This is a genomic window from Streptomyces sp. PH9007, assembly GCF_059813725.1.
On record NZ_CM187440.1, the window covers coordinates 1,122,478 to 1,135,716 of the forward strand.

The 13,239-nt window shown below is 71.3% G+C and carries 12 protein-coding genes; 3 read left to right on the top strand and 9 right to left on the bottom strand.

Going from position 1 to position 13,239, the window contains the following annotated elements:
* Positions 1–186: 186 nt before the first annotated feature.
* From ACTFAP_RS04895 to ACTFAP_RS04920, 6 genes are all read right to left on the bottom strand, one after another.
* The gene (locus ACTFAP_RS04895; RefSeq protein WP_500468319.1) at positions 187–1,584 is read right to left on the bottom strand and encodes a lysine N(6)-hydroxylase/L-ornithine N(5)-oxygenase family protein; all 1,398 of its coding nucleotides are present in this window, start codon (positions 1,582–1,584) and stop codon (positions 187–189) included.
* Complete coding sequence (locus tag ACTFAP_RS04900; RefSeq protein ID WP_500468320.1) at positions 1,581–3,074, bottom strand: pyridoxal phosphate-dependent decarboxylase family protein; 1,494 nt, start codon at positions 3,072–3,074, stop codon at positions 1,581–1,583. Before ACTFAP_RS04900 ends, ACTFAP_RS04895 begins: the two co-directional genes overlap by 4 nt.
* A 373-nt stretch (positions 3,075–3,447) precedes the next feature.
* On the bottom strand, positions 3,448–5,934 hold the full coding sequence (pepN, locus tag ACTFAP_RS04905; RefSeq protein WP_500468321.1) for an aminopeptidase N: 2,487 nt from the start codon (positions 5,932–5,934) through the stop codon (positions 3,448–3,450).
* A gap of 63 nt (positions 5,935–5,997) precedes the next feature.
* The gene (locus tag ACTFAP_RS04910) at positions 5,998–6,576 is read right to left on the bottom strand and encodes an Rv1352/Rv1906c domain-containing protein (protein WP_500468322.1); all 579 of its coding nucleotides are present in this window, start codon (positions 6,574–6,576) and stop codon (positions 5,998–6,000) included.
* Positions 6,577–6,751: 175 nt separating this feature from the next.
* Complete coding sequence (locus tag ACTFAP_RS04915) at positions 6,752–7,288, bottom strand: hypothetical protein (protein WP_500468323.1); 537 nt, start codon at positions 7,286–7,288, stop codon at positions 6,752–6,754.
* Between the two features lie 140 nt (positions 7,289–7,428).
* Positions 7,429–7,758 carry a chorismate mutase gene (locus tag ACTFAP_RS04920; RefSeq protein ID WP_390122682.1) on the bottom strand — a complete coding sequence of 110 codons (330 nt, stop codon included), beginning with the start codon at positions 7,756–7,758 and terminating at the stop codon, positions 7,429–7,431.
* A 32-nt stretch (positions 7,759–7,790) separates the two neighbouring features.
* Between ACTFAP_RS04920 and ACTFAP_RS04925 the strand changes: the two genes are divergently transcribed.
* Together ACTFAP_RS04925 and ACTFAP_RS04930 are read left to right on the top strand one after the other, a co-directional pair.
* The gene (locus ACTFAP_RS04925) at positions 7,791–8,174 is read left to right on the top strand and encodes a VOC family protein (protein ID WP_500468324.1); all 384 of its coding nucleotides are present in this window, start codon (positions 7,791–7,793) and stop codon (positions 8,172–8,174) included.
* 53 nt (positions 8,175–8,227) lie between these two features.
* On the top strand, positions 8,228–9,067 hold the full coding sequence (locus ACTFAP_RS04930) for a hypothetical protein (RefSeq protein WP_500468325.1): 840 nt from the start codon (positions 8,228–8,230) through the stop codon (positions 9,065–9,067).
* 22 nt (positions 9,068–9,089) lie between these two features.
* On the opposite strand, the gene ACTFAP_RS04935 is transcribed toward ACTFAP_RS04930, so the two are convergent.
* The 3 genes from ACTFAP_RS04935 to ACTFAP_RS04945 all read right to left on the bottom strand — a co-directional run bounded on the left by ACTFAP_RS04935 (position 9,090) and on the right by ACTFAP_RS04945 (position 12,310).
* Entirely contained in the window at positions 9,090–9,923 is an 834-nt protein-coding gene (locus ACTFAP_RS04935) for a carbohydrate ABC transporter permease (protein WP_400012412.1), read from the bottom strand.
* A 71-nt stretch (positions 9,924–9,994) separates the two neighbouring features.
* The gene (locus tag ACTFAP_RS04940; protein WP_500468326.1) at positions 9,995–11,002 is read right to left on the bottom strand and encodes a carbohydrate ABC transporter permease; all 1,008 of its coding nucleotides are present in this window, start codon (positions 11,000–11,002) and stop codon (positions 9,995–9,997) included.
* A gap of 3 nt (positions 11,003–11,005) precedes the next feature.
* Entirely contained in the window at positions 11,006–12,310 is a 1,305-nt protein-coding gene (locus ACTFAP_RS04945; RefSeq protein WP_495683587.1) for an extracellular solute-binding protein, read from the bottom strand.
* Positions 12,311–12,515: 205 nt separating this feature from the next.
* On the opposite strand from ACTFAP_RS04945, the gene ACTFAP_RS04950 reads away from it, so the two are divergent.
* Positions 12,516–13,058 carry a hypothetical protein gene (locus ACTFAP_RS04950; protein ID WP_500468327.1) on the top strand — a complete coding sequence of 181 codons (543 nt, stop codon included), beginning with the start codon at positions 12,516–12,518 and terminating at the stop codon, positions 13,056–13,058.
* Positions 13,059–13,239 lie beyond the last annotated feature (181 nt).

The following is a 13,239-nucleotide window of genomic DNA, read 5'->3' on the forward strand; positions in this document are numbered from 1 at the left end:
GCGGGTAGAGAGCTATCGGAAAGTGACCAGGCAACGACCTGAAATTAAAGAGGCATTGACAACTCGCCCATGAGCAGAAGACCGCTCCTTTGAGCCGCCCGGCATTTCCGGGCGGCATATGTTCGGAATATTCAGACGGTTTCGATTCTCCTGTGCCATTCGGCCCGCGCGCGCCGACCCCGGCAGCTACACGCCCACCCTCCGTACCCCCTGGGACGCTCCAGCCGCGCCCGGTGCCGTGCCGCCCGCACCGGGCCGCCGCAGCCCGAAGGTGGTGAACGCGCTCCGCTCCGGCAGCGCATAACGCTCCTGCCCGGTCAGCGCGTTGAGGATGGTGGCGCTGCGATGCGCCACCAGGCCCAGGTCCGGCGCCCCGACCCCGTGCGTGTGCCGCTCCGCGTTCTGTACGTACACCGAACCGGTCACCTCCCGGTCCAGCACCAGCCGGTACTGCTCGTCCACCACGACACGCCCCGCCGCGTCGCGGCGCAGCACCGGATCGAGCGCGGCCAGCAGGGGGTCGAGCGGACGCTCACGATAGCCGGTGGCCATCACCACGGCCTCGGTCACCAGCCGGGAGCGCTCTCCCTGTTCGGCGTGGTCGAGGTGGAGTTCGACCTGCGTCGTGCCCAGCCGTCCGGCGGTGCGGACGCTCACCCCGGGGGTCAGGACCACGTCCGGCCAGCCGCCTCCGATGCTGTGCCGGTACAGCTCGTCGTGGATGGCCGCCAGCGTCTCGTGGTCGATCGCCTTGTGCAACTGCCACTGACGCGCCACCAGTTCGTCACGGCGCTGCTCCGGCAGGGCGTGGAAGTACCGGGTGTAGTCGGGTGTGAAGTGTTCGAGCCCGAGCTTGCTGTACTCCATCGGCGCGAAGGCCGGGGTGCGGGTGATCCAGTGCAGCCGCTCGCGCCCGGGCGGCCGGCGGCGCAGCAGGTCGAGGAAGACCTCGGCGCCGGACTGGCCGGAGCCGATGACGGTGATGTGCCCGGCGTCCAGGAGCTGTTCGCGGTGGTCGAGGTAGTCGGCGGAGTGCACGACGGGGACGACGGGCCGCTCGGCGAGCGGGCGCAGCGCCTCGGGGACGTGCGGGGCGGTGCCGATGCCGATGGCCAGGTGGCGGGCGTGGGAGCGTCCGACCGCCTCGGCCTCGCCGTTGGGGCCGAGGCGGGTGTAGTCGAGGTCGAACAGGGCCTGTTCGGGGTTCCAGCGCACGGCGTCGATGTGGTGCCGGAAGTGGAGGGAGGGCAGTTGGCGGCTGACCCAGCGGCAGTAGTCGTCGTACTCGGCGCGCGGGCTGTGGAAGCGTTCCGAGAAGTAGAAGGGGTACAGCCGCTGGTGGTGCCGCAGGTAGTTGAGGAAGCTCCACGGGTTGGTGGGGTCGGCCAGGGTCACCAGGTCGGCGAGGAAGGGCACTTGCAGGGTGGCGCCCTCGATCAGCAGCCCGGGGTGCCAGTGGAAGGCGGGGCGCTGCTCGTACCAGGCGGCCTTCAGTCCGGGCTGGGTGTGGGCGAGGGCGGCGAGCGAGAGGTTGGCGGGGCCGATGCCGATGCCGACGAGGTCGTGGGGCTGTGGGTGGGTCATCGTCGCGGGTCCCGCTCCTGGCGCTGGTGACGGTGCTGGTGCTGGTGTTGGTCGAGGACGAGTTTGAGCAGGCCGTGCAGGTCGCTCTCCTGCGTGTGGGGGTTGAGGAGGGTGACCTTGAGCCACAGGGCGGGGCGGCCGGTGTCCGGGTCCACCGCCCGGGCCCTGCCGAGGACCGCGTGCCCTTCGTGGAGGAGGCCGCGGCGGATGGCGGCGACCTGTGCGTCGGTGGCGTCGTGCGGGCGGAAGAGCACGGTGCTGATGCCGGGGCGGGCGCGGAGCCGCAGCAGGGGTTCGGCCTCGATCAGATCGGCGAGCTGGTGGGCGGCGGCGCAGACGGCGTCGACGAGTTCGCCGAGGCCGCGCCGGCCCAGGGCGCGCAGGGTGACGGCGATCTTGAGGATGTCCGGGCGGCGGGTGGTCCGGAGGGAACGGCCCAGCAGATCGGGCAGGCCGGCCTCGGTGTCGTCGTCGGCGTTGAGGTAGTCGGCGCGGTGGGCGAGCGGGGCGAGGGCCGTGCGGTCGGGCACCGTGAGCAGTCCGGCGGCGACCGGTTGCCAGCCGAGCTTGTGCAGGTCGAGGGTGACGGTGTCGGCCCGTTCCAGCCCGGCGAGGCGGGTGCGGTGCCGGTCGCTGAACAGCAGCGGGCCGCCGTAGGCGGCGTCGACGTGCAGGGTGACGGCGCGGTGCGGGCGGTGGGCGGCCACCACGTCGGCGAGCGTGCCGAGCGGGTCGATGGCGCCGGTGTCGGTGGTGCCGGCGGTGGCGAAGACGACGGCGGGGGTGGGCGGTCGCGGTGACGGGCACTCCAGCGCGTCGAGTTGGGCGAGTGCCTCGTCGACCGTCGTGGGGTCGAGCACGCCGCGCGGAGTGGGGAGCACCAGGGGGGCGTCGAGGCCGAGAAGCCAGGCGGCGCGGTGGGCGCTGTGGTGCGCGTCGGCGCCGCAGATCAGTCGCAGGCGCCGGCCGTGGACCTCGCGGGCGAGAAGGACGCCGACCAGGTTGGACTCGGTGCCCCCGGTGGTGACGAGTGCGTCGGGGTCCCGGCCCGAGGGGTGGACGAGCGCTCCGATCCCGGCGGCGACGCGCTCTTCGAGGGCGGAGGCGGCGGGGGCCTGGTCCCAGGAGTCCATCGACGGGTTCAGCGCGGAGGCGGCCAGGTCTGCGGCGGTGGCCACGGCCAGCGGCGGGCAGTGCAGATGGGCGGCACAGTGCGGGTCCGCCGGGTCGGCGGCCCCCTCAGCCAGGACGTACACCAGTTCGCGCAGCGCGTCGTGGGCGCCGTGCCCCTGCTCGGGCAGGACGGGGGTGCCGTGGTCGGCGACCCGTCTTGCCACGCCGTCCGGTCCCCCACCGGGCAAGGGCCCGCACCGGGCGGCGGCACCGTCGGCGAGGGCGGTGAACACGGTGTCGACCAGCGGCCGCAGGGCGCGCGGCCCGCCGGTGCCGCCGGCGAGCAGGGTGGGGTCGTGGGGCGGTGAGGCAGGCATGGGAGAGCCCTTTCGACGAGGGCGGATGAGTGGCCACAAGCTACGCGCCACGCGGACCATCGATCCCACGGAATGCCATTCTTCCCCCGTACGGGTGACCCGGGGGCGTCCCTTCCCGCCAACTTTGCGGGGCGGTGGGGTGGGTGAAGGGATTTCGGTGAATGCGTTGCCGCCACCGGGGAAGGCGCGATCACCCAACGAAAGAATCGAACGGAGAAAGAATTCCCTCTCTCCGCATAAAGCGATCACGGAACATCACAGGTGATCAGAGTTGGTGGGGGCCCTCACCCGTCACCACGTGGAGGAGTTCCGGCTCCCGCCACGACCCGGCCCCCGGCCGGCCCCTCCCGGGCCGGCCGGGGCCGTGCGGCCGTCAGCTCCTGGACCGCACCCGCAGGGCGCGGCGCAGGTCATCCGTTTCGTCGGTCAGTTTGCGGTGGAGCGCGGCGGGGAGGTCCTCGCGCAGTGCCGCCTCCGCCAGGGTCAGCGTGGCCTGCTCCGTGAACGGGTGGGGGAAGGCCGCCTTCGCCGCGGCCACCGCCAGGGCGTGACCCCGACGGGTGGCCACGCCCGCCGCGGCCGGGAAGTAACGTTCCACGTACGGGCGCAGCAGCTCCAGCTGGGCTTCCTCCGCCTGCCAGAAGCCCTGGGCCGTGGCCGTGAAGAGGTAGTTGGAGAGCACGTCCGCCGGGTCGAAGAGCGCGTCCCAGGCGGCGGCCTTCGCCGCCTCCTGCGGCAGGGCCGCCCGGCAGCGGGCGGCGCCCTCCTCGCCCTTCGCTCCGGGGTCCCGTTCGGCCTCCGCCCGGATCTCGGCCTCCTGCGTTGCGCCCAGGGCCGCGAGCCGGTAGAGGATCTGCCAGCGCAGTTCGGGGTCGCCGCCGATGGCGTCGTCCGCCAGCCACTCCCGCAGCGGGCGTTCGGTGGTCGCGCAGCGGATGGAGGTCCGTACGGCGATGAGCTGTTTCGCCTCGTCCTTCGTCTCCCGTGCCCGGTTCAGCAGGTCGGCGGCCAGGTCGGAGAGCAGATGGAGGGCTTCGGTGCGGCCGGCTGCCGTCGGCAGGTAACGGTTCGCGATCTGGCCGGTGGCGAAGGAGAGGACGCCTTCCACGATGGCGGTCTCCGGTTCGGCGGGCAGGTGTCTGCGGGCCGCCTCCAGATAGGCCCGCGGGGCGAGTTCGGCGTCGCGCACCATGTCCCGTGCCGCGTTCCACACCACGGTGCGGGTGAGGGGGTCGGGCAGGTCGGACAGGACACGCTGGGCCGTGTCCCAGGACGGCGCGTCCAGTCGTACCTTGGCGTACGTCAGGTCGCCGTCGTTCACGATCAGCAGGTCGGGGCGGTGGCCGCCGGCGGTCACCTCCTGGGCGGTCTCGTCGGCGCCCAGTTCGACGTCCAGCGTCTCCCGGTGCCGCGCGCCGTCGTACACGCCCAGCCGCAGCCGGTGCGGGCGGCGTCCCTCGTGGGTCAGCGTCACCGCCCACCCCTCTTCGGTCTCGCGCACGCGGGGGGCCAGGAGGTCGGGGCCGCTGGTGCGCAGCCAGGCGTCCGCCCAGCCGTGGACGTCGCGCCCGGAGGCGCGTGCCATGGCGTCGATGAAGTCGGCGAGGGTGGCGTTCCCGAAGCGGTGCCGGGCGAAGTGGTCGTTGACGCCGGCCAGGAAGGTGTCATCGCCGAGCCAGGTGACGAGCTGCCGCAGCGCGGAGGCGCCCTTGGCGTAGGAGATGCCGTCGAAGTTGAGCCAGGCGGAGGCGGTGTCGGGTACGCCGTCCGGTTCGGGCGCGACGGGGTGGGTGGTGGGCCGCTGGTCGGCGTCGTAGCCCCAGGACTTGCGGTCCACGGCGAACTCGGTCCACGGGGTGAAGCGGGGTACGGCGTCGGCGAGTACCTGGTAGCCCATGAACTCGGCGAAGGACTCGTTGAGCCAGATGTCGTCCCACCAGCGCAGGGTGACGAGGTCGCCGAACCACATGTGGGCCATCTCGTGCGCGATGACGACGCCGCGCAGCTGCCGCTGGGTGTCGGTCACCGCCGAGCGGTAGATGTACTCGTCCCGCAGCGTCACCAGGCCGGGGTTCTCCATCGCCCCGGCGTTGAACTCGGGGACGAAGGCCTGGTCGTAGGAGTCGAAGGGGTAGGGCTCGTCGAGGATCTCGTGGTAGCGGTCGAAGACGGCCCGGGTGATGCCGAGGATCTCGTCGGCGTCCTGGTCGAGGTACGGGGCGAGGGATTGCCGTACGTGGATGCCGAAGGGCAGTCCGGCGTGCTCGGTGCGCACCGAGTGGTACGGGCCGGCGGCGACCGCCATCAGGTAGGTGCTGATGGGCGGGGTGGTGGCGCAGCGCCAGCGGCCGGGGGCGCCGGCGACGGGGGTGGCGATGCCGTTGCCGAGGACGGTCCACTCCTCGGGGGCGGTGACGGTGACGTCGAAGGTGGCCTTGAGGTCGGGCTGGTCGAAGGCGGCGTAGACCAGCGGGCTGTCGGTCATGCAGCACATGCTGTAGAGGTAGGTGAGCCCGTCCGCCGGGTCGGTGAAGCGGTGCATGCCCTCTCCGGTGTGGGAGTAGGGCATGTCGGCGGCGACGGTGAGTTCGTGGGGGCCCGCGGCGAGTCCGGTCAGGGGCAGCCGGCCGTCGACGAGGGTGCCGGGGTCGAGGTCGTGGCCGTCGAGGGTGGCGCGGTGCAAGGTGTGCGGGCGGAGCTCGATGAAGGTGTCGGCGGCGGCCTCGCGGGTGCTGAAGCGGACGGTGGTGGTGGAGGCGAAGGTGTCCTCGCCGCGGGTGAGGTCGAGGTCGATGGCGTAGGTGTGGACTTCGAGCAGTCCGGCCCGGGTCCGGGCTTCGTCGCGCGTCAGTGTGGCCATGGGGTCATGCTGCCAAATGGTGTGCCGTGCCGGACTGCTCGTCGTGGGTGTGGGCGCGAGGCGTCAGACCTGTTCCCAGGTGCAGCCGCTGGTTTCGAAGTACTCGCCGGTGTTGACGGTGACGCGGCCGGGTCCCTCGAAGAAGTCGTTGGCGATGATGGAGTCGAACTCGCCGGATGCGTCGCTGTTGCGGGACCAGTAGCAGGCGCCCATGAGGCTGTCTCCCCCGCCGTCGGTGCGGTATTCGCCGGGGTCGATGTCCTCGCCGACCAGGTAGGTGCCCGGCCCGAAGGTGGTGTTCTCCGGCTCGGGCTCGGGTTCCGGTTCGGGCTCGGGTTCCGGCTCCGGCTCCGGCTCCGGCTCCGGCTCCGTGGATTCCTCTTCCGCCGGCTCCGCCCCGGGGGATGTCGCGGGCGGCTCACTGGCCCGGGCGGAGCCGGATGCCTCGTCCTGCTCCGCGCCGCCGGCCCCCAGGCCCACACCGATCAGCAGGCAGACGATCCCGACGGCGGCGTGCGTGAGGATGGTCTTGCCCTGGCCCTTTTTCTTCGGTCCCGGGACCGTGGGCGGCCCCGGGACCGTGGGCGGGGGCACCTGCTGGGGATGCGGCGGGTAGGCGGGCTGCTGCGGCGGTTGGGTCATGGTCCACCCCATGGGTCGTCGGCGAGCACGGTCGTGGCGGTGTGGGGGAGACCGATCCTGCGCGAAGCAGGCCCGAACGCGCAGACGTTCGGGCCCGATGTGATGATTCTGTGATCGTGACGTGTGCCCGGGGGGCGATCCGAGGCGGGGCGGGGGCCCCCGAGCCCGGGGAAGCTCACTCCTCGACGGCTCCCATGAACCACACCGCGTCGCGATCGCCGATACCGAGACCGAACTCCAGTCCCTGGCCCTCGCCGAGGTTGCATGCCTCCGACCACGCGGCGTCCCCGCCGTCCTCGACAACGGACGGCGGTGCGACGGTGATGCCGTCGAAGGTCGCCCGCTCGGCGGGTATGCCGTCCACCACGCACTCGACCACCAACCCGTCCAGCGTGAGCGGGGCACCGGTGCCGTTCGTGGCGGAGACCACGACCAGCGCGTACCTGCCGCTGTCGTCGTGGCCGCCGAACTCGTGGGGGACGAACACCTCGCCGACCTCCGCGGAAAGGCGGAGCCCGTCGTCGAGCTCCACTTCCGCACCGAGGTCGGAGAGGATCCAGCCGAGTTGCTGCGGGTCGGGCGTGCCGGTGACGTCCGGCGGCTCGGGGGTGGGGGTGGGGGTGGCCGTGTCGTCCTCGCCGCCCGAGCCGCACCCGGCGAGCGCCAGGAGCGAGAGGACGGCAACAGCGGTCATCACGCGGTTACGTGTCATCCCGTCACCCTTCCCCACCGTCGCGACGTGTGTGTGCCGCGTGACGGGACTGTGATCCTCGGCGGGTCGAGAAGACCGCCGAAAGTGAGGCCGCTGCGGGTGTCACCGCGCCGTCCCATCCGCCCCCGGACCTCCGGCGGTTATCGGTCCCCGGTCTCTTCCCTGCTCACGGACTCGTTGGCGATGGTCTCGTGGTGCCGGATGACCTCCGCGATGATGAAGTTCAGCAGCTTCTCGGCGAACGCCGGGTCCAGGTGGGCGTTCTCGGCCAGCTGCCGCAGCCGGGTGATCTGGCGTGCCTCGCGCGCCGGATCGGCGGCTGGCAGCTGGTGGCCCGCCTTGAGGCGGCCGACCTGCTGGGTGCACTTGAAGCGTTCGGCCAGCATGTGGACGACGGCGGCGTCGATGTTGTCGATGCTCTCCCGCAGCCGTGTCAGCTCCGCGCGCACGTCGTCGTCGATGTCGTTCATGCCGTATACCCTATGCGGCTTATGCTGCCTGCATGATCGCGACGTTGCAGTGCACAGTGATCGACTGTCCGGACCCGATGGCCCTGGCCGTTTTCTACCGTTCGATCCTCGGCTGGGAGCTGGATGACTCCTCGCCGCCGTGGGTGACGCTCACCGACGCGGCGACCCGCCAGAAGATCGCCTTCCAGTACGCCCCCGACCACCAGCCGCCCCGCTGGCCGGATCCCTCGCATCCTCAGCAGATGCATCTCGATTTCGACGTGGCCACCCGCGAGGATGTGCTGCGCGCGGAGGAGGAGGTGCTGGCGTTGGGGGCGAAGTTCCTGCACGACAGCGGCGGTGAGACCCGGGGGTTCCGGGTGTACGAGGACCTTGCCGGTCATCCGTTCTGCCTCTGCTACGGGCAGTTCCCCTGAGCTCCGCCGCCGCCCGCGGGGCGTTTCCGCATCTGGCGTCGGTGCGTTCGGCGGTGACGGCGCTGTACCGCGGGCTGTCCCCGGAGACGGTGCGGGGTTTCGCGACGAGCGTGCTCCCGGTGGATGTGGCGTTCGACGACGCCGAAGATCTGGCCGCCGGCGTGGAGCGGGTGGCGCTGGTGATGGTGCGTCATCTGGGCCTGCCGCCGGGACCGGTGCGGGTGCGGTTCCGCGATGACATGCCGGAGGCCGCGTGGGTGGAGGTCGAGGCGGCGCCGGGTGGCGCGTACACCGTGGATCTGCACCGCCGGTTCGACGGTCAGCGGCGTGACATCGGCGGGGTGCTGGCGCACGAGGTGATGCACGTGTACCTGCATCGGGCCGGTCTGTCGCTGCCGGTGACGGCCGAGGACGAGATTCTCACGGACACGGCCGCCGCGTATCTGGGAGCCGGCTGGCTGCTGTTGGACGCGTTCCGCGAGGACGCGCTCGGTTCGCAGCGGCTCGGTTATCTGACGCCGCAGGAGTACGGGTACGTACTGGCGCGGCGGGCGGCGGTGTTCGGGGAGGATCCGCGGATCTGGTTCACCAGCCCGCAGGCGTACGAGGCGTACGAGGCGGGCCGTCGGCTGGCGGAACGGGACGCGGTCCGGCCGCCGTTGGCGGGCGGTCCGTGGGCGGTACGGCAGCGGTACGCGGCGGAGCGGGCGCTGGCGGTACGAGGGCGCTCGGTGCCGGGTGAGGGCGGCGCGGGGTACGCCTTCGAGCAGGGGGATCCACTGAGGGTGGTGTTCGGCTGTCCGGTGTGCGGGCAGCGGTTGCGGCTGCCGGTGGCGGGGCGGCGCCGGGCCCGCTGCGGGTTGTGCCGTACGGTCCTGGACTGCGACACCTGACGGCCGGTCGGGGCCGGGGCCGCTACTTGATGGCGCCGGCCGCCAGTCCGCCGGCGAGCCGCCGCTGCACCACGACGAAGAAGATGAGTACGGGCACGGTGATGAGGGTGGAGCCGGCCATGACGGCGCCCCAGTCGGTGCTGTACTGGCCGAAGAACCGGTGCAGTCCGACGGCGGCCGTGTACTTGCTGTCGTCCTGCATGAAGGTGAAGGCGAAGATGAACTCGTTCCAGGCCACGATGAAGGCGAAGATGCTGGTGGCGACGAGTCCGGGGGCCACCAGCGGCAGCAGGACGGAGCGGAACATCCGCCACCAGCCGCAGCCGTCCAGGTAGGCGGCCTCCTCGATCTCCTGGGGGACTGCGGCGACGAAGCCGCGCAGCGTCCAGATGCCGAACGGCAGGGAGAAGGCCAGGTAGACCACGGTCAGCCCGAGCAGGCTGTTGAGCATCCCGAGGTCGCTCATCTGGAGGAACAGCGGGATGACGAGGGCCTCCAGCGGCACCATCTGCACGATGAGGATCATCACCAGCACTTTGGTCCGCATCCGGAACCGGAAGCGGGCCACGGCAACCGCGGCGAACAGGGAGAGCAGCCCGGACAGCAGCACCGTACCGGCGCCGACGAGGGCGGAGTTGGCGAGGAAGGTGGTGAAGTCGCCGGTGTCCAGGACGTACCGGAAGTGGTCGAGGGTGAAGCCGGAGGGCAGTACGGACGCGCCGCGGGTGCCGGCTCCGGGGTCGAACGCGGAGGACACCATCCAGTAGACGGGGAAGAGGGAGAAGGCGAGCAGCGCGGCGACGGCCAGGGCCAGCCCGGCGCGGCGTGCGCGGCCGCTGGTCGTTCCGGCCGTCACGGCTGCCGTCCTCGGGTCCGGGGTCGTCTTCGGGGCCGGGACCGGGGCCGGGGTCGGGGTGATCGCCATCGTCAGAGTTCGTCCCTCTCCTTGAACAGGGCCCTGATGTACGCCACGGTGATGGCGAGCAGCAGCAGGGTGAGCAGGACGGCGATGGCCGAGCCCATGCCGTACTGGTTCTTGACGAAGGACTGGTGGTAGGACCAGACCCCGAGATTGAAGATGTCGGGGTTGGATCCGGAGCCGCCCGGCATCAGGTAGATCTGGGCGAAGACCTTGAAGTCCCAGATGGTCGACAGGATGGTGACGACCATGAAGACGGGTTTGATGGTCGGCACCGTGATCTTCCAGAACCGCTGCCAGGCGTTGGCCCCGTCCATCAGGGCGGCCTCGGGGAGTTCCCTGGGGATGGTGAGCAGTCCGGCGAAGACGGTGATGGCCACGAACGGGAAGCCGTGGTGGACGACGTTGAGGGTGGCGATGGCGTAGAAGGACCAGCGGTCGGTGAACCAGTTGGTCTCGCGGGGTTCGATCAGGCCCAGGGCGTCCAGGCCGCCGCTGACGATGCCGTTGAGCGGGTCGAAGATCCAGATCCACACGTAGGTGCCGGTGACGGCGGGCATGGCCCAGGCCATCATGATCACGGTGGAGCAGATGACCCGCCATACGGTGCCCAGGCGTTGCAGCAGGAGGGCGACGAGGGTGCCGGTGATGACGGTGAGGGCGACGCAGACGACGGCGAAGACGACGGTGTTGGGCAGCACCGTGGACCACAGGGCGCCGTCGCCGAGCAGGGTGCGGTAGTTGTCGAGACCGGTGTAGTTCGATGTGCCGGTGTAGATCTGGCGCAGGCCGTAATCCTGGAAGGACAGGAGCACCACGCGCAGCAGGGGCCACAGCAGCAGGACAGCCAGGACGGTGAGGGCGGGGGCGAGCAGCAGCCAGGGGCGCAGGGCGCGGGTGCGATGTGCGCGGCGGCGGGCGAGGTGCCGTTCCCGTTCGGGGTCCGGTGTCCGGCCCCGGTCGCGGCGCCGGTTGCCGTTCCGGTGCCGCGCGGGGTCGGTGGTGTCGGTGCTCATCGGCTAGTTGCCAAAGGTCTCGTCCATGGCCGCTGCCGCCGTGTCGGCGGCTTCCTGCACGGTGGCCGAGCCGGAGAGGATGGACTGGAGCATCTGCGGGATGACCTGGGCGCCCTGGACCTGGCCGTACAGCTCGGTCACCGGCACGCTGGCGCCGGCCTCCAGCATCTGGGTGGCGAAGGGGGCGACGAGGGGTCCTGCCCGGTCCGCCACGTCTTCGAGGAGGGACTGCTGGCCGGGGAAGAAGCCGGACTGCTCGGCCCAGCGGGCGCCGTACTCGCCGGTCGACATGAGCTTGATGAGTTCCCAGGCGAGTTCGGGTTCGTCGCTGTTGAAGTCGCCGAGGAGTGAGCCGCCGACGAAGGAGGGGTTGTAGGTGCCGGGCTGCTGGCCGGGGATCGGGACGACGCCGAGCCGGTCGGCCCAGGTGGGGTCGTCCTCCAGGAGGGTGTTGACGGTCCAGTTGCCGTTGATGACCATGGCGGCCTGGCCGGTCTGGAAGCTCTGGAGCTGGTCGGTCTCCAGCCAGGTCTCGGCGGCGGCGACGGACAGGCCGTGCTCGGTGGCGAGCGAGGTGTAGAACTCGATGCCGGCGACCGCCTCGGGGGCGTTGATGGTGGAGGTCCACGCGCCGTCGTCGCCGGCCTGGGCTATCTGGCCGCCGGCGCCCCAGATGAACGGGTCGACGGTGTACTCGGTGCCGCCGATCACCGGGAACGGGATCATGTCGGGCTCCAGTTCCTTCAGCTGGAGGGCGACATCGCGCAGTTCGTCCCAGGAGGTGGGCGGCTGGAGGCCGTGTTCGGCGAAGAGGTCGGCGCGGTACATCAGGGAGCGGGTGCCGGCGTGCCAGGGCATGCCGTAGGTGGCGCCGTCGACGGTGCCGGCCTCGTGGAGGGCGGGCACGAGGTCGCCGCTCAGGCCGTCGGCCTCGATGTCGCCGGCGAGGTCGCGCAGGGCGCCAACGGCTCCGAATTCCAGCGCCCAGGTGGTGCCGATCTCGGCGACGTCGGGGAGTTCGCGGCCGGCCATGGCGGTGGTGATCCGGTCGTGGGCGTCGGCCCACTGGATGAACTGGACGTTGAGTTCGGCGCCGGTCTGTTCCGTGAACGCGGCGCCCAGTTCCTCGAAGTAGGGGCCGGCGTCGGGGTTGGTGCCTTCCATGATCCAGACGTCGAGGGTTTTCGCCGCGCCGTCATCGGAGTTGGCGTCGCTACCGCAGGCCGTGAGCAGGCCGAGGGACAGTGCTGCCGCGCCGGCGAGGAGGCGGCGGGCGGGGGTGCCGGAGTGGCCGGGGGTGTGCGACATGGTCAGTCCCCTCCTGAAGGTAGGGAGATCATCCAGCCGGATGGAGCGTCGATTGTGACAGCGGTGTGTTCACGCGTTCCAGGTCCTGGCATCACGGAATGGCACCGTTTGTGGCCTGGACCACTGGAGGTCGTGGAGGAACCGTCCGGAGGTACGGACCGTCCCACGGGGGTGGTACGACCAGTGCCGACGGAGGGGGGATCGGATGCAGCCGCGGATCATCAGATCGGTCGTCATCGGGGTGGTGCTTGGTGTCTCGATCGTGGGCGTGGGGCTGGGCGCGGTGCTGTGGATGCAGCAGTTCGGCCGGCACAACGACATCCGGACGCTGCCGTTCGCCCACCCGTTGCCCCAGGAGCCACAGCCTCAGGAGCCCACCCCGCAGCCAGCCTCCCCCGCGCTCTTCGAGGAGCGGGCGGACGAGATCGTCCGCGCGTGGCCGGACCCGGGGGCCTTCGACGGCGGCGGCGCGGATCTGCTGCCGCTGTCCGGGATGGAAGCCGCCTCCCCCGAGGACACCTCGCTCACTGTCCACGTCGGCCATGGCGCCTGTGATACGGATTTCGGCGCCTGGCTGCGGGAGACGGAGGAGCTGGTGATCGTGGGCGGCTGGAACGTACCCGATCCCACGGTGGCCTGTACGGAGCAGTGGCTGTCCGACCCGTACCGGATCGGTCTGGAGTCGGAGCTGGGCGACCGCCCCGTGGTCGACGCGGTCTCCGGGGCTCCGCTCCCCTCCTCGCGGTGAACCGGACCGCGGCCCCGGCCGCCAGGGCCGTCACCGCCACCGCCGCGCCACCGGCCAGCGTGGCCACCAGCCAGGCCGGCAGATACGGCGGGGCCGGCTGCGGGGGGATGGCTCCCCCGGGGTCGATCCAGGCGGTGACCGTGTCCCCGGCGGCTACGTCGCCCCGGCAGTCGCCCTGCCG